At 39.1% G+C, this 19,607-nt stretch carries 16 protein-coding genes; 9 read left to right on the plus strand and 7 right to left on the minus strand.

Annotated features, from left to right (window positions below; genetic code table 11):
- Positions 1-213: 213 nt before the first annotated feature.
- Positions 214-390, plus strand: a complete 177-nt coding sequence (locus ACN222_RS23385) for a hypothetical protein (protein ID WP_010998807.1) — start codon at positions 214-216, stop codon at positions 388-390.
- Positions 391-632: 242 nt separating this feature from the next.
- Here the strand turns inward: ACN222_RS23385 and mnmE are convergent, their stop codons facing one another.
- The gene (mnmE, locus tag ACN222_RS23390; RefSeq protein WP_044522294.1) at positions 633-2,024 is read right to left on the minus strand and encodes a tRNA uridine-5-carboxymethylaminomethyl(34) synthesis GTPase MnmE; all 1,392 of its coding nucleotides are present in this window, start codon (positions 2,022-2,024) and stop codon (positions 633-635) included.
- A 153-nt stretch (positions 2,025-2,177) separates the two neighbouring features.
- Between mnmE and ACN222_RS23395 the strand changes: the two genes are divergently transcribed.
- Complete coding sequence (locus tag ACN222_RS23395; protein WP_010998809.1) at positions 2,178-2,378, plus strand: hypothetical protein; 201 nt, start codon at positions 2,178-2,180, stop codon at positions 2,376-2,378.
- Between the two features lie 89 nt (positions 2,379-2,467).
- Here ACN222_RS23395 and ACN222_RS23400 read toward each other — a convergent pair whose 3' ends face one another.
- Together ACN222_RS23400 and rsmI are read right to left on the minus strand one after the other, a co-directional pair.
- Positions 2,468-3,157, minus strand: a complete 690-nt coding sequence (locus ACN222_RS23400; protein ID WP_010998810.1) for a Uma2 family endonuclease — start codon at positions 3,155-3,157, stop codon at positions 2,468-2,470.
- Between the two features lie 61 nt (positions 3,158-3,218).
- The gene (rsmI, locus tag ACN222_RS23405; RefSeq protein WP_010998811.1) at positions 3,219-4,076 is read right to left on the minus strand and encodes a 16S rRNA (cytidine(1402)-2'-O)-methyltransferase; all 858 of its coding nucleotides are present in this window, start codon (positions 4,074-4,076) and stop codon (positions 3,219-3,221) included.
- A 124-nt stretch (positions 4,077-4,200) separates the two neighbouring features.
- Here rsmI and ACN222_RS23410 point away from each other — a divergent pair, with 124 nt between their 5' ends.
- The 6 genes from ACN222_RS23410 to ACN222_RS23435 all read left to right on the plus strand — a co-directional run bounded on the left by ACN222_RS23410 (position 4,201) and on the right by ACN222_RS23435 (position 11,059).
- Entirely contained in the window at positions 4,201-5,061 is an 861-nt protein-coding gene (locus ACN222_RS23410; RefSeq protein WP_010998812.1) for a sugar kinase, read from the plus strand.
- Positions 5,058-5,930: a 3'(2'),5'-bisphosphate nucleotidase CysQ family protein gene (locus tag ACN222_RS23415; RefSeq protein WP_010998813.1), complete on the plus strand. Its 873-nt coding sequence runs from the start codon at positions 5,058-5,060 to the stop codon at positions 5,928-5,930. The genes ACN222_RS23410 and ACN222_RS23415 overlap by 4 nt, the downstream gene beginning before the upstream one ends.
- 222 nt (positions 5,931-6,152) lie before the next feature.
- A complete protein-coding gene (locus ACN222_RS23420; protein WP_010998814.1) occupies positions 6,153-6,485 on the plus strand; it encodes an RNA recognition motif domain-containing protein in 333 nt (110 codons plus the stop codon).
- A 242-nt stretch (positions 6,486-6,727) separates the two neighbouring features.
- Positions 6,728-7,498 carry a hypothetical protein gene (locus ACN222_RS23425; RefSeq protein ID WP_010998815.1) on the plus strand — a complete coding sequence of 257 codons (771 nt, stop codon included), beginning with the start codon at positions 6,728-6,730 and terminating at the stop codon, positions 7,496-7,498.
- A gap of 1,164 nt (positions 7,499-8,662) precedes the next feature.
- Positions 8,663-9,631: a terpene synthase family protein gene (locus ACN222_RS23430; RefSeq protein WP_010998816.1), complete on the plus strand. Its 969-nt coding sequence runs from the start codon at positions 8,663-8,665 to the stop codon at positions 9,629-9,631.
- A 21-nt stretch (positions 9,632-9,652) separates the two neighbouring features.
- Entirely contained in the window at positions 9,653-11,059 is a 1,407-nt protein-coding gene (locus ACN222_RS23435; RefSeq protein ID WP_010998817.1) for a cytochrome P450, read from the plus strand.
- Between the two features lie 16 nt (positions 11,060-11,075).
- Here the strand turns inward: ACN222_RS23435 and ACN222_RS23440 are convergent, their stop codons facing one another.
- Positions 11,076-16,778, minus strand: coding sequence for a trifunctional serine/threonine-protein kinase/ATP-binding protein/sensor histidine kinase (locus ACN222_RS23440; RefSeq protein WP_010998818.1), 5,703 nt, complete (start codon positions 16,776-16,778; stop codon positions 11,076-11,078).
- 359 nt (positions 16,779-17,137) lie between these two features.
- Between ACN222_RS23440 and ACN222_RS23445 the strand changes: the two genes are divergently transcribed.
- A complete protein-coding gene (locus ACN222_RS23445; protein WP_158303725.1) occupies positions 17,138-17,299 on the plus strand; it encodes a hypothetical protein in 162 nt (53 codons plus the stop codon).
- Position 17,300: 1 nt separating this feature from the next.
- On the opposite strand, the gene ACN222_RS23450 is transcribed toward ACN222_RS23445, so the two are convergent.
- The 3 genes from ACN222_RS23450 to ACN222_RS23460 form a co-directional block, all read right to left on the minus strand.
- Positions 17,301-18,188 (minus strand): hypothetical protein, encoded by an 888-nt coding sequence (locus ACN222_RS23450; protein ID WP_010998819.1) that lies wholly within the window; start codon positions 18,186-18,188, stop codon positions 17,301-17,303.
- A 90-nt stretch (positions 18,189-18,278) separates the two neighbouring features.
- On the minus strand, positions 18,279-18,788 hold the full coding sequence (locus tag ACN222_RS23455) for a hypothetical protein (protein WP_010998820.1): 510 nt from the start codon (positions 18,786-18,788) through the stop codon (positions 18,279-18,281).
- Between the two features lie 108 nt (positions 18,789-18,896).
- Positions 18,897-19,541 carry a class I SAM-dependent methyltransferase gene (locus ACN222_RS23460; RefSeq protein WP_096637203.1) on the minus strand — a complete coding sequence of 215 codons (645 nt, stop codon included), beginning with the start codon at positions 19,539-19,541 and terminating at the stop codon, positions 18,897-18,899.
- Positions 19,542-19,607 lie beyond the last annotated feature (66 nt).

Consider the following 19,607-nt stretch of genomic DNA (forward strand, 5'->3'; position numbering starts at 1 on the left):
AGTTAATTATTTGATATTTATTACATCTTGACATTGCTCCAAGCAATATAATGTTTCGGAGATAAAAAATATATCTAATTTTAATAATTAAATATGGTTTCACTATAAATCTTTAAATTACTTTCAGAAAATATACGGGAGAAATAATAATTGTATTAGACAATAATATTCACAGAAAGAGTAAATTATCTCAAGCCTTATCAGGAGTTGGAAATGGCAAAAAATTGGAAAGAATATGCTGCTGATTTTGCAGTGAATACTACTTCAGGGATTGTAGTTGGTGTCATAGTCGGTGTTGCAGTAACTGCAATTACATCTAACCCTGCCTTTGGTATAATGGCAGGCAAAGTAACTGCTGGAGGTGTTTTCGGTGGTAGTATGATATCGTAATAGATGTTAATAGCTTCATGGTGTTTTAAATAGATGATTGATAATTGCACCACAGTAGTTTTTATTTAACTAATTTCTTTGTACTTGCATTTCTGATTTATTAGTAAATAGAAGTGCATTTTTTATTTTTTACCCTTTAGCGGCAAGTCATCTGCGTCGTAGAAGTATCTGCAAGGACGTGACATGGACTGATAATACAGAATTAATGCGAGACGATCGCGATAGATAATTATTTACAATATTTACTTTCCTATACAGAATCTACTAAAAATCCTATCAAGCACTGACTCTGTTACCTCTTCCCCGGTGATTTCTCCCAGTGCTTGGATTGCACCACGTAAGTCAATTGTCCAAAAATCTAGGGGTAGCTGCTGGGTAATTGTGGCTTGCACTTGTTCTAGAGACATTTTCGCTTGGGTGAGGGCTGCGGCTTGTCTTTGATTAATGGCTAAATCCATATCAGCCGCTTGGACTTTTCCAGTTTGAACTATCTCTAATATTGCCGTTTCTAGACTATCAATTCCTTGTTTTTGGGCTGCGGCTGTGTGAACAATTTGAGTAATATTTTCGGGATATTCTAAAGATGTAATTAATTGTTTTTCTACCAAATCAATTTTATTCATCACGAGAATTAACGGACGGTGTTTTACTTGTTCATAAATTTCTTGGTCGCCAGTCGTCCAACCGGTGGCAGCATCGATGGTTAACAAGACTAAATCGGCGGTGTTGGCTGCTTGACGCGATCGCTCTACGCCTATCTTTTCTACTTGGTCGCTAGTCTCCCGAATGCCTGCTGTATCTAGCACTTGTACGGGAATGCCTCCGACGACTAACTGCGATTCTACAACGTCGCGGGTTGTGCCGGGTAAGTCGGTGACAATGGCGCGATCGCTCTGGCTCCAAGCATTCAATAAGCTGGATTTACCTACATTCGGACGACCTACGATTGCCACTTTTAAGCCTGTCCGCAGTAGTTCACCTTTGTCTTTAGTTGCCAGTAGTTGCGATATTTCTGCGGCAATGTTTTCAATATCTGATATGATGGCTTCATCATCCAACGGGGGTAAATCTTCCTCAAAATCAATCCTGGCTTCAATTTCTGCCAAAATATCCAAACAGTTAGCGCGTAACTGGCGGATGGGATGAGCTAATTTGCCTTGTAAACCAGCTAAAGCCGTTTGAGCCGCTTGGGGCGATCGCGCACCGACTAAATCAGCAATGCTCTCGGCTTGGGTTAAATCTAGTCTGCCATTCAAAAAGGCTCTGAGGGTAAATTCCCCCGGTTGAGCAAGTCTAGCGCCGCTTTCCAGACATAATTGTAACACCTGCTGCACTGCAATAATTCCCCCGTGGCAATGGAACTCTACCACATCTTCGCGGGTGTAAGAACGAGGCGCTTTCATGAGCAGTAACAGGGCTTCATCTACGATTTGTCGCGTTTGGGGATGGCGGATGTAACCGTAAAGAATCCGGTGACTTTCCCAAACTTGCTTACCAGGCGCATCAAACAGAGTTTGGGCGATCGCTATTGCCTGGGAACCAGACACCCGCACGATACCGACGCTACCTTGTTGAGGGACAATAGCTGTAGCGATCGCCGCAATAGTTCCAGTAATAGCCAAAAGTTGAGTCATTTGTCAGTTGTCATTGGTCAGTTGTCAGAGATGCGATTAATCGCGTCTGTACTTTTTTTAAAATGGTAGATATTTAGACTAATTTGATTTTAACTACCAAGGTAAAATTTACCTGGAGGGCAGAAAAAGACCCTGAGTAGAGAGGAATTGACAGTGGAGCAGAAAATTAACTGCGCTCAAGCTTGCGTCAACGGTTGTGTTCTAGGGGATAAATGTCCGAACATTGAGTTTCGAGAGGCTACTTCTCAATTCATTGCCGAGACTTCTTTAGACCAAATGCTGCAAATGGCGGAAGAGCGTCTGCGGAAAAAAAGGATGGAACCACCTAAATGGGTTCTTCCTGAAGATTCATAGGTAATGGGTAATGGGTAAAAATCTCTTTTCAATTACCAATTAACAATTACCAACTAAAGAGACTATATCTAGATAACTAGCAACTTGGGTTAAATAGTATCTGGATCTATGTTTAATTCTCGCAGCTTCGCTCTTAAGCGATCGCTGCGTTCTTTTTCTTGATCAGCGCGTTGTTTTTCTTGTTGTGCAGTTTCTTCTGGTGTGGGGACTAGTTCTCCTTCGTCCGTGTAAAAGCGTAAATTTTGCTGATTCACTCCTAAATATAACTCTAACTGCTGACTCCATAGCCAACCTTGGGGATTTGCTTCAATTGGTTGATATTTACCAGCCATCAACACAAAGCCGGCAAACTCCAAAGTATCAGGATCAAACCAGAAGTACTCAGGTGTGCGGAATGTGTCTTGGTAGATTTGCTTTTTTAAACCTCTGTCTGTAGTGGCGGTAGAATCTGATAGTATTTCCACAATCACGTTAGGATATCTACCTTCTTCTTGCCAGACAACCCAACTTTTGCGGGGACGGCGTTCTGTTCCCAGCACCACAAAAAAGTCTGGGCCTCGAAAATATTCTGACTTACGCTGAGTGGGACTGTAATAAATAGTCAGGTTCCCGGCGGCAAAAAAGTCATTGCGGTCTTGCCACCACCACTCTAAACACTTTAATAACAGTATTAATTGTTGTAAATGTAAATAACTTTCCAAAGGTGGTTCGTCACTATATAAATCCCCTGGAGGAAAGATAACATCTTCTGGGGTAACAAATTCTTCGGTGACAGACATAGTAACAAGTGTCTCAGTCTTATAAGTTTAGCCTAACAATAAATACAGATTGCAGTCGTAACTATTCAGGATTTATGACTATGGAAAGAGCAATTTGATAGACTTGGCGACGGTTGAGGGAGGTATATTTAGTTAGTTGACGACTAGCTTGCGATCGCGATATTCCTTGCATCATTAATTGTTGCAATTCAGCTTTGAGTTGTTCCTCTGTCAGTAGGGTTTCGCTGGGTGGGTTTCCTGCTACCAAAAGTGTATATTCACCTTGGGGTTCCTTTTGTTGATAATGGGCAATCGCTTCCCCAATACTCCCCCGCCAAAATTCCTCATATAATTTAGTTAACTCCCTTGCCAGGACAATTTGGCGATCGCTCCCCCATACTTCTGCTAAGTCTTGTAAAGTTTCCCGCAGGCGGTGGGGCGATTCGTAGAAAATTAAAGTGCGGGATTCTGTTTGTAAAGCCTCTAAATGCTCTCGTCTTTGTTGACCTTTAGCTGGTAGAAAACCCTCAAATACAAACTTATCCGTTGGTAGTCCCGCCGCACTCAAGGCTGTAATTGCCGCACTCGCCCCAGGAATAGGAACTACGGGAATGGCGACTTCCACACAGGCTTTCACCAGTTCGTAACCAGGATCAGAAATTCCCGGCATACCGGCATCACTCACAAGAGCGATCGCTTTACCACTATGCAAATGCTTTAATAATTCTGGGATACGACTGGTACGATTATGCTCATGGTAACTAACTTGTGGTGTTTTCACCTGCAAATGCTGGAGCAACTTCCCCGTATGGCGCGTATCTTCCGCCGCAATCAAATCCACATTTTGCAATATCCGCACTGCCCGAAAGGTGATATCCTCCAAGTTACCAATCGGTGTACCAACTATATATAGTGTTCCTGGTTTGGGATCAGTCTGCATTTAATCAATTCAAAACTTGTACTGAGCTTGTCGAAGTATTCAAAAAATATTAGGGATTGTTGACTGATGACTGTTGACTGTTGACTGAAAACTGTACAGACGCGATTAATCGCGTCTCTGACTAATGACAAATCACGCTTTATTTGTAGGTTTGGTGACATTAGATTTAATTTACTTGGCTGAATCTGCTCCTCAAAATAATCAGAAATTAGTAGCGACTGATTACACTGTAGCAGCAGGTGGGCCTGCGACTAATGCGGCTGTGACTTTTAGTTATCTGGGTAATCAAGCCACAGTTTTGGGTGTAGTTGGTTCCCACCCGATGACGCAGCTTATTCGTAGTGATTTGACTAAATATCAAGTAGCGATCGCTGACATTGATCCTACTATTAATACACCACCGCCTGTATCTTCAATTATTGTCACCCAAGCCACGGGGGAACGGGCTGTCATTTCTATCAATGCTGTCAAAACTCAAGCTAGTGAAGACTCTATCCCACCAGATATCTTACATAATATTGATATCGTGCTGATTGATGGGCATCAAATGACTGTAGGGTATGTCATCACGCAAAAGGCTAGAGCTAATAATATCCCTGTAGTAATTGATGGCGGTAGTTGGAAACCAGGATTCGAGCGAATCTTACCATTAGTTGATTACGCCATTTGTTCTGCTAACTTTTATCCCCCTAACTGTAGTTCTAGCGAAGAGGCATTCGCATATCTCCATAACTTAGGAATTCCCCACATCGCCATTACCCACGGCGAACAGCCGATTGAATATCTAAGTTGTGGCGAACATGGTACTGTAGTTGTACCTAAGATTACAGCAGTTGATACCCTGGGGGCTGGAGATATTTTTCACGGTGCTTTTTGCCACTACATATTACAAGCAAGTTTTACTAAAGCACTAGAAGGAGCAGCCAAAATTGCGGCTGATGCTTGTAAACTCTTTGGTACACGCCGTTGGATGGATGTGAAATGAAAGACTTACAAGAGATATTAGCGATCGCTCGTGCTGTAGGTTGGGGTGCAGCCGAAATATTACAATCCTATTATCACGGCACAGCCAAAGACTCAAATCTCAACGTCCAGTATAAACAGAATGAGCCTGTCACCGTTGCCGATATCACTGTCAGTCAATATATTTTACAAAAGCTACAAGCTGCTTTAGGACAAGAAGATTTTGTCTACGTCAGCGAAGAAACCTATAAATCAGAATTATCGGAAAATACAAAGACTACAACTGATTGGGTGTGGATCATTGACCCCTTAGACGGAACCCGTGGTTTTATTGAAAAAACTGGAGATTACGCAGTTCATATTGCTTTAGTTAAAGAACATCGACCAGTTTTAGCGGTGGTAGCGATACCGGAAGCAGAAAAATTATATTTCGCGCTCAAAAATAGTGGTACATTTGTAGAAACACGCAACAACTCCGACCTTTTACAACTATCTTTAAAAAACACAAACAAGTCATTAGAGGATCTCACGATAGTTGTCAGCCGTTCTCACCGTAATCAAAAGTTAGACTACTTACTAGAAAGGTTGCCTTGTCAGCAGCAAAAATCCGTGGGTAGCGTTGGTTGCAAGATAGCCACTATTCTAGAACAGCAAGCAGACCTTTACATTTCCCTATCCGGTAAATCTGCACCTAAAGACTGGGACATAGCCGCTCCAGAGTTAATTTTGACAGAAGCTGGTGGTAAGTTTACTCATTTTGACGGCACGAACTTACAATACAGTACCGGAGACATTAATCAATGGGGTGGCTTACTGGCTAGTAACGGCCAATATCATACAGAACTCTGCCAGAAAATAGAAAAAATATTGATGCAGTTCGACGAGATGTAATAAAGTTTGTCCCCAAACCTAGATGAAATCCATAAGTCTTAACCACAAATTACCGACCATAAATCGCTAATTTGTGATGCTGTGTCAAGTTCTCCCAACATTTAAGAGCTGTGCTATAGTTGAGTCTATAAGAATTATTTTCGGTTGAGTGACTCATTTTGATTTATAAAAAGTATCTCTCCGAATTTAACTCTCTACATTTCCTGAATTCGGAGACATTGTATGTCAATTTACATCGGTAACTTATCCTACCAAGTTACAGAGGAAGACCTAAAGCTGGCCTTCGCAGAGTACGGAAAAGTTAGCCGCGTTCAATTACCAACCGACCGTGAAACTGGCCGTCCTCGTGGGTTTGCTTTTGTGGAAATGGAAACAGAAGCTCAAGAAACCGCAGCCATTGAAGCACTGGATGGTGCTGAATGGATGGGACGTGATTTAAAAGTCAACAAAGCTAAACCCCGTGAAGAAAGAAGTTCTTCTCCTCGTGGTGGCGGCGGTAGTTGGGGTAATAATAACCGTGGTGGTGGCGGCGGTGGTAATCGCCGTAGTTACTAAATCCTATTGCTGAAACGCAAGCTTTAAATAGCCGAATCTCCAGCAGGTTAAATCTGCTGGATTATTTTTTGCTTTCTCCGGTCTTCAATTGTAAAACTTTAGAGATAAAAATATCTCAGCGATCGCCTATACTCCAGCGCTTACCGTGCTGAACCCAATACATATCATGTAGATTCCTGTATACTCACAAAGTATTGTAGATACAATTAATCTGCAATCTCAGCCTTGGGACAATCAGCAAAATGTTACGTGTTTATCATCTTATAATTGCTACTATTTTACTCATTCTTGTACCAGTGGGAGCAAGATTTGCCTTCCCTAACCTTTTTATAAATAAACATACACAACCCAATACTGAAGCTACAGCAACGAAAACTGCTACCCCATCAAAACCAGCCAACCTCAAAAAAGATAATACTTGGCAAAGATTGTTACGCAGCACCTCTGCACCGAACAATTGGCAAGTCATACCTTGTCAAGGAGAAGCCGCTTTACTATGCGTTTCTTCTCAAGGCAAAACATTGGGTACAGTTGAGATTGATATTTACCCAGTAAAAGACAATCCCGACTTTCAAAAGCACCTAACAGAGGTTGGTATCCCTCAAGGTTCTCAAATCAACTTACAAAATCCTCAGTCCCAAAGCCAACTGATCAAGGCGCTGCAAGCCTGGGTGGCGGACTCATACAATACCTTTGCAAAAAACCACCAAGCTAAATATGCAGACAAAATCGTTTTCTCGACCTATCCACCGCAACAGGTAAGCGTCGGGCAACAGCCTGGAATACGTTATGGTTTTGTCAGACTTAAGCCAGAGGGCGGTGTGCAAGAGCAACATATTGGTTATGTTACCTCAGATGGTACACAACTGTACGTAATTAACACATCCTTTAACCCAAGTTCATCAAAAGCTAAATTTGATAGCCTGGAGAACTTAGCAATTTTTCAACCATACTTGTCGGCGATCGCTGAAAATTTGAATTTGTCCATCAATCAAACATCAGCACAACCTTAGGAATTAAATAATTTCTTTAAATAAATATAAAGAATGTTAGATTACCAAAATTTTTTATATAGGATACCTAGTGGCATAGTTAGTACAGTTACAATACAAGTCTCATATTTGTCATCATCACTATGGATGATAAATACCAGACCTAATAGAATATTTATTTCAACGTATTATTTATTACGTAGTTAATTTTACTCATATACATCTATCATTCGATAGAAAATATTGTAAATACTGGATTGTATCAACATCATATTTAGTTTTTCGGTCAAATATTTGTTCTTAATCATTCATAAATGTGATGATATCATCACATTTACTTGAATATACTTAAATTTTAAGTTATTAAAATAACTCATTGTTGTGTGTAAATATGCGGTTGATACACAGCTTATTTCACGAAAATTTCAATAAACGCATACTTATAGAACTCTTTTGTGATGCTTAGATAAAAACGATTGGTGAAAATAAATCACATACTTAATTTTATGGTTTGCATTAAGTATAATTTTCATCAATGTATTAATAAGATTTAAGATTTCTTAGTAATTACATAAAAATACAGTTCTTTTTTTAAGGAAAATATAAAAAAATACTTAAGTAGTTACCACAGGTACACATAACTCAAACTTAGTCAAAAGCAGGCTGACACTAAGTTACATAAGTGATGTGATAACTGGTGATTTTTACGCTGTTTGGTGGCAGTGTAAATGTGGATTTATGAAGTGCTGTTCATGAAAGTTGCGGTAATACGAAAGGATAAACTTTAGTAAAAAACGAACTTTAAATCTCTGAACAAAGGGGTTGCCAAAAATTTATTCCATATCTTCTGCTAACGATTACAAGTTGAGGAAACTTCACAATCTATTAGCCTGGCTATACGAGTATTCGCCTCGGCATTTCCTCTAAGTAGCTAGTCTATTGAGTTTACTCTAAACTTCGTGTAGCACTTAGGGCGTAAAACAGAGATTTTATCTTTAGTTAGCCAAAGTTCAATAGCAAGACTGTGCTGCGGAATAATTTGCCAGTCCCAAGGAATTGGCAAATTATTCCTTAGGCTGCACGCAGCGCATCTGTGTGGTTCAACCAAAAGAGCTTAGTTTGATTAGCAAGGCTTCTAGTTATTAAGTTAGTTAAATTGGCATTTCTTGGAAGCACAAATGACTTATGGAAAAAATTACTTTCCCAAATTTATATTGCCCATTTCCAGAAAGGAAAAATCAGTATTTTGAAGTTCTACAAGACTATGCGCTTCAATGGGTACTTCGCTTCAAGCTAATTGATAGTGAATCACTATACCAGCGTTTCTCAAAAGCAAAATTTTATTTACTCACAGCAGGTGCTTATCCTCATTGTCAACTGGAAGAATTAAAAATTGCTAATGATGTAATCAGCTGGTTATTCATTTGGGACGACCAATGTGACATTTCAGACTTAGGGAAAAAACCTGAACTACTGAAAATCTGGTGTAACAGATTCCTAGAAATACTAAATGGAGCAGAACTTACTGCCGATGATCTGCCCCTTGGATTTGCATTAAGAGATATTAGAAACCGCATAATTAACAGAGGAAGCATAACATTCTTCCATCATTTTGTACGTAACTTTGAGGATTATTTTTACGGATGTATTGAAGAAGCTCATAACCGTGTCACTGTATCAATTCCTGATGTTGAAGCTTATATCAAAATCCGTAGTGCAAACGCAGCTGCCGCTCTGTGTCTCAATTTAATTGAATTCTGTGACAGAGTAATGATTCCTTATTCTTTAAGAAATCATGATACTCTCAACAAATTAACTCAAATGACGATTAATATTCTTGCCTGGTCGAATGATATTTTCTCTGCTCCTAGAGAAATAGCTAATGGTGAAGTGCATAATTTAGTTTTTGTCATACATCATCATCAAAAAATTCCTTTAGAAAAAGCCATGTTAGCGGCTGCTGCAATGCACAATCAAGAAGTTGAAAACCTTGTGAAATTAGAATCACAAATTACATATTTTAGTGCAGAAATTGATGCGGAGATTACAAAGTACATATCTGGATTACACGCATGGATACGTGGGAATCTAGATTGGTACGCTCATTCAGGGCGCTATCAAATAACAGAGAAACTAGAATTAATGGCTTCTTGAAAAAGTTACCAGAATTTTATTATGAAATATCAAATACAGAGACCTAATCCACTAAAAACTCACCCTTTCCTGCAAAAACTACAATGGATAGCTGACCCTGTAGAATACATGAAAAAAGCATCTCTGCAACATCCCGATATGTTTACAGCAGAGGTAATTGGTTTTGGTGACACTGTAGTGTTTGTTAGCCACCCTCAGGGAATCCAGACACTTTTTGCTAATGACAGAAAAAAGTTAGTAGCTGTTGGGGAAGCAAACAGAATTTTGTATCCTTTAGTGGGTAACAATTCTATGTTCCTACTAGAAGGAGTAAAACACAAGCAGCGAAGACAACTCCTTATGCCCTCCTTTCATGGGGAAAGAATGCGCGAGTATGGCCACTTAATCAGAAATATTACTGAAAACCTTTTTAGTCAGCTACAACAGGATGTTACTTTTTCCGCTCTCACAGCAATGCGGGAAATCTCGATGCAGGTTATTTTGCAAGCTGTCTTTGGTTTTTATGAGGGAGAACGTTGTCAACAATTCAAACATTTATTACCAATTTTTCTTTCAGAATTATTTCAGTCCCCATTGGCTTCTAGTATACTCTTTTTCCCTTCACTCCAAAAAGACTTAGGTAATTTGACTCCCTGGGGAAGATTTGTCCGCCAAAGAGAGAAAATTGATAAATTGCTTTATGCAGAAATTGCTGAACGCAGACAGGAAATAAATTCTGATCGTATTGATATTCTTTCCTTACTCATATCAGCTAGAGATGAGACAGGTGATTCCATGTCAGATAAAGAATTACGAGATGAATTGATTACCTTAATGATTTCTGGACATGAAACTACAGGGACAGCTATGGCATGGTCTCTATATTGGATTCTGCAAACGCCAGAAGTATTTCAAAGGCTGATCCAAGAGTTAGACAGCCTTGGTGATTCTCCTGATCCTATGAGTATTTTTCGATTGCCATATCTTACAGCTGTCTGTAACGAAACCTTGCGAATTAACCCTGTTGCCATGTTAACACTACCTAGAGTAGTAAAAGAACCAATTGAGCTATTGGGAAATAGACTAGAGACCAGTACAACAGTAGTTGGTTGCATTTATCTGACTCATCACCGAGAAGATTTATATCCCGAATCAAAGTTATTTAAACCAGAGCGGTTTCTCAAACGTGAATTTTCCCAGTATGAATTCATGCCATTTGGTGGTGGTGTACGTGGTTGTATTGGTCAGGCTCTGGCTATGTTTGAAATGAAGATAGTATTAGCAACAGTCTTATCACGTTATCAACTTGCACTGGCAGATAGAAAACCAGAACGTCCTCAACGTCAAGGTTTTACTCTTACACCTACCAATGGAGTCAAGATGTTAATTACAGGACAACATAAGCGTCAAAACTACTCAATGGCTGCCTCAACAACATTCAACGCATAGTATAGTTACTCTACTATTACACAGGAATCTCAATTACAAATTCAGTACCCTGTCCTAAGACGGAATTACAAGTTAACTGACCCTTGTGTTTTTCCACAACTACTTGATAGCTAATAGATAATCCTAACCCCGTACCACTGCCTACTGGCTTAGTGGTGTAAAAGGGGTCAAAGATTTTCTGCTGAACTGCTTCAGTCATCCCAAGACCATTATCAGCAATGCGAATTTGTAGAGTGGTTGAGCCTTGTAGTGCCGTACAAATGCGAATAGTAGGATGATCAGTTGTCATGTTTTCCATGTCATTTGTTTTGCCAACTGACAACTGACGACTGACGACTGACGACTCTAAAGCATCGATCGCATTACTGATAATATTCATAAATACTTGGTTGAGTTGACCCGCGTAACAATTCACAAGCGGTAATTGTGCATATTCTTTGATGAGGGTAATTGCTGGACGTTCGCTATTCTCTTTAAGTCTGTGATGCAAAATCATCAAGGTGTTATCAATACCTTCATGAATATCTACAGGCTTCATGTCTGATTCATCTAGCCGAGAGAAATTGCGTAAACCCAGAACAATGTTGCGAATTCGTGAACTCCCAACTCTCATAGAGTTAAGAATTTTCGGCAAATCTTCTGCTAAGAAATCTATATCAATTTGTGCGGATTCTTCTGCGAGGATATCAGAATAATTAGGGCATTCTCTTTGATAGATAGCAACTAAATTGAGCAAATCTTGTACATAATCACTAGCATGAGTAATATTGCCATGAATAAAATTAATTGGGTTATTTATTTCATGGGCAATACCCGCTATCATTTGCCCCAAAGAGGACATTTTCTCGCTTTGAATTAATTGAGTTTGTGTACGTTGTAATTCTTGGAGAGTTTGTTGTAATCGGTGATTTTTGTGATTAAGTTCCTGTGTTCTAGCTTCTACTTTTTCTTCTAATCTATGATTGTAATCTTCTAGGTTTTGATTAGCTTGTGCTAAATTTTTGTAAAGCATAGCATTCTCTATGGAGATTGCTGCTTGGGTAGTCAGGAGTTTTAGAACCTCTACGCGATCGCGTGTGAATGCTCCTGTCGTCAGATTATTCTCTAGATAAAGAATGCCTAAGAATTTGCCCTGATTGATAATAGGTATGCACAATAGACTCTTGGGTTTCTCACGGAGAACATAGCGATCGCTAGCTAAGAAATCAACAGTCTGGGCATTATCGATAACGAAGATTTCTTCATTGCGTTTGACATACTTAATCAAGGTTAAAGGAAGCTCAAAACTAGAATCTAAACTGCTAGAAGGAAAAGACGTGAAGACAGAAGCAGAATTTGTACTGTGACTTAATGTAGTAACTACTAATTCTGAAGTATCTGACGCAGTTAAAATCAACGCTGATTTAGAAGCGCCGGCATTCTCCATGACAACCTGCATCAAGGTGGAAAGTAATTGTTCCAACTCAATTTCCCCGGAGAGCGCTTGAGAAGCTTTAATGACAGACGCTAAATCTAAAGAGTCAGAAATACTGGTTTTAGAACCAATCACTGTCTGCTGGATACTCCGATCTTGTATAGATTGATAAGTAGCAGATGTAATTCTATCACTTGTTTGCAAGCTCAATTTTTCTTGTTGGAGTATGGGCGCAAGTAGTTGGGGATAATGTTTTGCTAGATCATCAACTTTTGCTTTTGCTCCCCAACGACTGTAACCATAGTAAGCATCAGTGAGATAAGTTTGGGCTATTTTTTCCTTGCCCCATTGAAGATAGAATCTGGCAGCAAGTTCATTAGCTAGAGCCTCTTCATTGGTGTATCCATTTTCTTTAGCAAGGGATATAGAGCGATCATAATAATCTATTGCTTCAAGATATTGTTCTTTTACACGACATTGTTCAGCCTCTACTAAATAAAATTTATGTAGATAATTCATAGGAGCATAATTTGCCCAACATTTCATTTTTTGCTGATTAAATTCTACTGTCTTCAAAATATGCGTTTGTTTTGCTAATTTTTCTTCATGATAAACCGCTAAATTTGCTAGTGAATCGTACATATAGAAAAGAGGAATAACTAAATTCCCTACTCCATTATCCAAATACTTAAGTGCTAGAGATGAATTCTCAATAGCTTGGGTAAATTCTCGGAAAAAGTAACAGAGATATAACTTATTAAAATATAGATATATCAAGCCTATGCCATCTTTGGCATTCTCTTGAATTGGCAGCAGATTTGTCTCGTTATATGCTTCACCAATTAAATCACAAGGATTTTCATTGGCTTGTATTAAATTCAAAACTGTTTGCCTATAAATAGCGTGCCAATTAAATACCCTTTCTTGCTTAATTTGTGATATTGCATGACTATAACTTGCCATTTCAGATGCTAATCCTGTTAGTTCTGTTCCTATAAAGTAGCAAGTATAAGAATGAGTATAGAGACAATAGCTGGCAAATTCCAAATCTCCTGTTTGTAACGCAGCAGAGTAACCTTCTAATAAAGGAGATAGTACTTCTTTGCTATGCTCTTTCCAATGGCTGATAGTAGCGTAGAAAATTTCTGTTATTTTAGCTTTCAATTCTTCAGCATTAAACTTATCTGTTAGTTGTAATGCCAGTTTGCCAAATTGATAACCAGATTCTATATCCCCTATAATGCCACAAAGCATTAATCCATAAAGTACATAAGCATAAGCTGATAAGGAAGTATTTCCATATTTAAGAGATAGTTCAACTTGTTTTAAAACAATCAGTGGAAACAGTTGAGGAGCAGCTTGATATACCAAACCAGATGCACTAGATAATATTTGAATTGCTGCTAGTGACTTTTTATCTCTCATTTCTGGGAGATTAATTAAATTTTCAATTACCTTCCCATTGAGATTTGTTGTAATCCCTGCCATTGCTAATTGAAAATCTGACTGACTGGGATTTTCAGGAAACTCTAATCCCAGTAATTTTAAAAATGTCAATGCAATATTGACCGCTTCAATCGCCTGGTTTTGCGCTCCATAAGCCTGAATTTTGATTTCGTAAATTTTCACTTGTTCTAGTAGCGTTTTAGCTTGTACTAACACTACTTGAATCAAGGATTCCATCTTCTCAAAATTGCCAGCTAGGTAGGCTGCTTCTGCTGCTGTTTCATACAAAGCTAAAGTTAGTTGATATTGATTCTCCCAGCTATCGCCAGCCAGTAGTTCAATTCCCGTTGTTAAATATTTAACTGCTGCTGTATAAGCTGTTGATGCTAAAGCTTTACGTCCAGCAATTAAATTCATCTGGGCTAATTCGTCACGCTTGCTTTGATGCGTGATTAATTCCACTGCAACATTTAACTGATTTACCAGTTGAAAAACTTTGTCTTCTCTTTCGGCGACTGGGATTTTATCCAAAAGCAATAATCCAATCTTTAAGTGAATTTGCTTTCTGATTTTTTCCGGGATTAAGGAATAAGCAGCTTGTTGTACCCTGTCATGAATGAACTTGTATGTGGGAATTTGGAAATGATTTAATAGTGGTTTCTGAGCTTTCTTACTCCCAGGAATCTCTATTGAATTATTATTTTCTTGAAAGAATTTATAAAGCTCTGTCTGAGGTAAAATTATTCCCTCATGTAATGCTGACCATAAGTCAGATGCTGTATCGATCACAGATTTCTCATGAGCGATCGCCAGAGTTTTTAAGTCAAACTCATTACCAATACAGGCTGCTAATTTTAATATGCTTTGTGTCATTGTGGGCAACTTTTCGATTTGCTGCCCCATAAATTCTACGACATCATCTGTTAGCGATAATGCTTGGATTTTAGCAATATCATATTGCCAATAGGCAACATCAAAATTAAACTTAATTACGCCATCTTGATGTAAAGATTTAAGAAATTGAGTAGCAAAGAAAGGATTACCTTTCGTTTTTGCAAACACCATTTGACTGAGAGGAATAGTGATTTCCTCTTGGCAACGTAGGGTATCAGAAATTAAAGCATTTAAATTAGTTTGATTTAAAGGTGATAAGGAAATACGTGTAATATTACCCCGCACTTTTTCAATCTCTTTGATTGTTAAAAATAGTGGATGTGCTTGAGAAACTTCATTATCACGGTACGCACCAATGAGAAATAAGCTATGCTCTTCTTCATTATTCCTCTGTAAATCAGAACCCGTCCAAGGTTCTCCATCAAAAACAGGAATCCAGAGATTTTCTTTGGTTTCCGCAGGCGGCGTGGCAGGATTTTTATTCAGTAAGTTTGTTTGATTCATCAATAACTGGATGAATTTTAAAGAAGCCGTATCTGCCCATTGCAAATCATCCAGAAAAATCACCAAGGGATGGTGTTTACTACTAAATACTTGGATAAATCGTTGAAATAATAAGTTAAATCGATTTTGAGCAGCACTACCAGAAAGTTCACTAACCTCTGACTGCTGACCGATAATTTCTACAAGTTCAGGAATTACATCAATAATTACTTGAGCTTGTTCACCTAAAGCCGATAGAATTTTGCTTCGCCAAAGTTGAATCTGAGCATCGGTTTCTAAAAGTATTTGCCCAATTAAGTCCCTAAAAGCTTGCACTAAGCCTGATAAAGGAATATCTCGTTGAAACTGATCAAATTTTCCTTTAATAAAGTAACTTTGTTGGCGAACAATAGGCTTATGGACTTCGTTAACTACGGCAGTTTTACCGATGCCAGAGAAGCCAGTAACTAAGATCATTTCTGTCGTTCCTTTTGTTACCCTTTCAAAGGCAGCAAGTAAAGTTTCCACTTCACGTTGACGACCATAAAGCTTTTCGGGAATGAGAAAACGATCTGAGACATCCTTCGTTGCTAACTCAAAGGATGTGATGTTACCTGTTTCCTGCCACTGTTTATGACAAATTTCCAAGTCGTATGCTAGTCCATAAGCACTCTGATAGCGGTCTTCGGCATTTTTTGCCATCAGCTTGCTGATAAGATCAGACAAAATGGTGGGAATCTTTGGGTTGATGTCGCTTGCTTTTGGTGGTTGCTTGGCAATGTGGCAGTAAACTAACTCCATCGGCTCAATAGTCATGAAGGGTAACTGTCCGGTTAGGAGTTCAAAAAACGTGACACCCAAAGAATAGAAATCACTGCGGTAATCTATTCCCCTGTTCATCCTACCTGTTTGTTCAGGGGATAAATAAGCTAAAGTCCCTTCTAAAACATTGTGATTTGTGAGAACTTGGACTTCTCTTGGTAGGAGAGTAGCGATACTAAAGTCAGTAACTCTGATTTCCAGGGTAGTAGGGTTAATGAGGATGTTAGCAGGTTTAATATCTTTATGAATAATGCGACTACGATGTAAACTTTCTAAAGTAGATGCGATCGCTATAGCAATGTGAAAAAATCTCTTGAGAACTGTGCCATATTCGTTGCCATCTTTGCTAATTTGCCCCCAGTCCTTCAGCGATAGGCCACCAAAGTCCTCCATCACTAAAGCATAGCTGTTACGATAAGTCTCTAAGCTCAGGGGTTTCACAATCCCTGGAATATCCAAATCTTTGGTGATTGTGTACTGATTACGAAACTGAGCAATTTCCTGGAAAGTTGGGTACTCATTCCGCATCAATTTGATAACTACAGGTTTTTGGTCTTGTTTTCTCAGACCTCGATAAACTATGGTTTTGCTACCAAAATAAAGTTGTTCTGTAATGCGATATCCAGAAAGGGGGAATATTGGATCAGACAATACTAACATTGCAGCGCTCTTGAGATATTGATAACTCCGTTTTAGTATTCCCTATTATGCTGTTATTATCTCAATACTAATTCATACAAATTTAATATTTTTGGAGATTCATTAAATTCTGAATACTTGAGGGTTTTTACTTACGTAAATTCAATTATTTATCAATATTATTTATTAATGGTTAATTAGCCTAATACTAATAAGGACTGTCAATTGTCAACCGTCAAGATATTCAGGAAATAGTTGAAGAGATCATATAGAACTCATACTGGATTTTTGAAATACACGTAGGGGAGCCACTGCGTTGGTGAAGCAGTACGGTCTTGGGGTTTCCCCAAGTGGAGTAACTGCTGAAAGGGTTTCCCGGCTTGGAGCAAGTGGCGTTGGGCAATGCCCACCATCTCATGGTTTTGGTGGGCATTGCCCACCCTACAGATACTGAAGAATTTTATGCACAAGTGCAGGCTACGCCAACAGAAATTAAATCTGATTCTTATAGCAAAGGTAGAAATTTTGCTACTATCTCTTAGCTTAAATCTCCGCTACGGCTCTTTCAATCAATCGTCTTGCCAAGGTTTGTGTTCCTGTGTGTTCGTAGTAATTAGTAGCTACATCTAAGAAAGCAGCCAAATAATCTAGTTTGTCATCAGCGATTTCTACAAAGTGACTCAAGTTGTGAACTACTTTTTGTGGGCTTAAATTGTTACTACTAACTAGACCATTCATCCAACCTTTTACCGAATCAAAACTTTCTCCCATAAAGTTGAGTTTACTGCCAGCATTTCCACCAGGAATCACGTCTTTAATACCTTGAAAAGTGGAATTTTTCTCTAATTCTTGAGGATTAGTTTGACTTAAAGCAGATATAGCCTTACTAATAAAATCTGGGCCTAAAGGTATTAAACCATCAACACAAACTAAAGCTACCATGCGAATCAGCGACTCACCACTATACTCACCAAGTGAGCCAACGAAATCGCCGATACTGTCCCCAGGAATACCGTTGATTTGGCAGAAAGCCACTAGTTCAGCCACTAATTTCAGGCATAAGTCTATAGTTTGAGCTTTGTCGGGTTTGGGTGTAACTGAGTTGAGAAAACCCAACAGGGGTAACTTTTCACCGACCTTGTTAGCTAAAGCAGCTGCACCTAAGGCTTTATCTGTATTATCAACAGTTTGATAGAGCCACAATGCTGTTTGATATCCTTGGGAGCGATCATTGAAGAGATAAATTGCCCGTTCACCAATTTGCTGAATCAAGCTTTCATCAGTTTCACCAGTGACAGTCTTAATGGTATTAACGAAGCCAACCGTATTTTGCCACTCACCAGGAGCAACAAAATCTAAGGCGTTTAGCATAGATACAGTTAAACCACTAGTTGGTAGTTGATCAACCAACTCGAAAATGGGTTTGCTCACAACAATCTCCTAATTATGAGGTTTTATTATCTGTTTTGGGTCGAATGGTAGCGAATTCAGGGTTGAGTCTTAAACGCAGAGAAACGGTACTTATTTGAGTTTAGCCAAGCCATCGAGATTAAATTTTTCTATCCAGTCGGCGCGATCGCTTGCAGTAAATGACGGAGAACGTGACAGGACTTTTACCTGGTATTTACCGACTAAAACTGCTGTTTGCGTATTACCTACTTCCACCGCCTGATATCCACCGATGTTCTTGGTACTATTAGAGAATTTCGCGGCGGCTCCAGGTGTACTGCTAGTATCTGAAATAGATAACATTGCTAAATCTTTGCCATCTTTTTTCAACTTGGCTTCAGCAAAGCCCTTTTTCTCCTGGGTATAAACCCGTTGATATCCGGCTTCTTCTTTTGGGAAAAATTTGTTAAATTTCTCACCCTGAGTTGCAGTTTTAGCTACCGCTTGGCCAGTTTTTTGGCGGCTACTTTCCTGCTGTGCTTGGTCAAATCGCCCTGGTGCTTTAGGGGTACAGGCGGTAGTCAATAACAAAACAGACAGCAATACAGCTGCTAGAATTCTACGGGAACGAGGAAAGTTCATGTCTACTCCTGATGCTTGAGCTTTGAGGCAATTATCTGCGCTGCTGTCAATTCATACCCAAAAATTTATCTTTTGATCCAATTCGGGAATAGGTGATCAATGTTGACGCTACTTTCGATGCGCGATCGCAGCATAAAAGGGATCTCCCCCTGGCGCACCTAACCACTGCAAGAAATTGGGTGCTGTTGACTTACGAGCAATAATTTCTGGAGTGCTAAATCCGGGTACTGAGGCGAAGTAGCGTTTCACTAATTCTAAACGTCCTGGCTCGGAAGCATCGCGCCAAGCTTGGATTGCTTTTTGATAGAACATTCTGTTAGAAAAGCTGATGATTGCTACACCACCAGGTTTGAGGATGCGATGAATTTCGGAAAATACTGCTTCTGGATATTGTAGGTACTGTACGGAAACACAATTGAGAACAGCATCAAATTCTTGATCTGGCAAGGGTAAACCCGGATTTTCGTTGAGGTTCTGCACAAAGTAATGATTAAGTCGGGGATTGCGTTTTAGTTCCTCAGCGTTGAGTCCGTGTCCCTCCACATGGGCAAATTTTATCTCTTCTGGTAGATGTGACACCCAACTACTCATCATGTCTAATATGCGTGTGTTGGGCTGTAATCGTTCTCTATATAAATCAGTCAACTGTTGAATAAAACCTTCATCCACATGAGTGACAAAACGGGGATAGGCATAAAATAAGTTGTCATCTGTATCGTCTAATTTCAAACGTTGATCTGGTTTTAGCAACATAGATGCCTGTATGGAAAACTTTCAGTTCTTCTTGGAGAGAAATTCTCCTTAACATATTTTAATAAA

Source organism: Anabaena sp. FACHB-595 (assembly GCF_048568275.1).
In the GTDB taxonomy this organism is placed as follows: domain Bacteria; phylum Cyanobacteriota; class Cyanobacteriia; order Cyanobacteriales; family Nostocaceae; genus Trichormus.

What these genes read in the sequence shown, in the direction of transcription:
- ACN222_RS23385 (WP_010998807.1), top strand. Translation starts at nt 214, where the DNA reads ATGGCAAAAAATTGGAAAGAATATGCTGCTGATTTTGCAGTGAATACT.
- ACN222_RS23410 (WP_010998812.1), top strand. Translation starts at nt 4,201, where the DNA reads ATGACAAATCACGCTTTATTTGTAGGTTTGGTGACATTAGATTTAATT.
- rsmI (WP_010998811.1), bottom strand. Translation starts at nt 4,076, where the DNA reads ATGCAGACTGATCCCAAACCAGGAACACTATATATAGTTGGTACACCG.
- mnmE (WP_044522294.1), bottom strand. Translation starts at nt 2,024, where the DNA reads ATGACTCAACTTTTGGCTATTACTGGAACTATTGCGGCGATCGCTACA.
- ACN222_RS23435 (WP_010998817.1), top strand. Translation starts at nt 9,653, where the DNA reads ATGAAATATCAAATACAGAGACCTAATCCACTAAAAACTCACCCTTTC.
- ACN222_RS23440 (WP_010998818.1), bottom strand. Translation starts at nt 16,778, where the DNA reads ATGTTAGTATTGTCTGATCCAATATTCCCCCTTTCTGGATATCGCATT.
- ACN222_RS23400 (WP_010998810.1), bottom strand. Translation starts at nt 3,157, where the DNA reads ATGTCTGTCACCGAAGAATTTGTTACCCCAGAAGATGTTATCTTTCCT.
- ACN222_RS23455 (WP_010998820.1), bottom strand. Translation starts at nt 18,788, where the DNA reads ATGAACTTTCCTCGTTCCCGTAGAATTCTAGCAGCTGTATTGCTGTCT.
- ACN222_RS23415 (WP_010998813.1), top strand. Translation starts at nt 5,058, where the DNA reads ATGAAAGACTTACAAGAGATATTAGCGATCGCTCGTGCTGTAGGTTGG.
- ACN222_RS23460 (WP_096637203.1), bottom strand. Translation starts at nt 19,541, where the DNA reads ATGTTGCTAAAACCAGATCAACGTTTGAAATTAGACGATACAGATGAC.
- ACN222_RS23420 (WP_010998814.1), top strand. Translation starts at nt 6,153, where the DNA reads ATGTCAATTTACATCGGTAACTTATCCTACCAAGTTACAGAGGAAGAC.
- ACN222_RS23430 (WP_010998816.1), top strand. Translation starts at nt 8,663, where the DNA reads ATGGAAAAAATTACTTTCCCAAATTTATATTGCCCATTTCCAGAAAGG.
- ACN222_RS23425 (WP_010998815.1), top strand. Translation starts at nt 6,728, where the DNA reads ATGTTACGTGTTTATCATCTTATAATTGCTACTATTTTACTCATTCTT.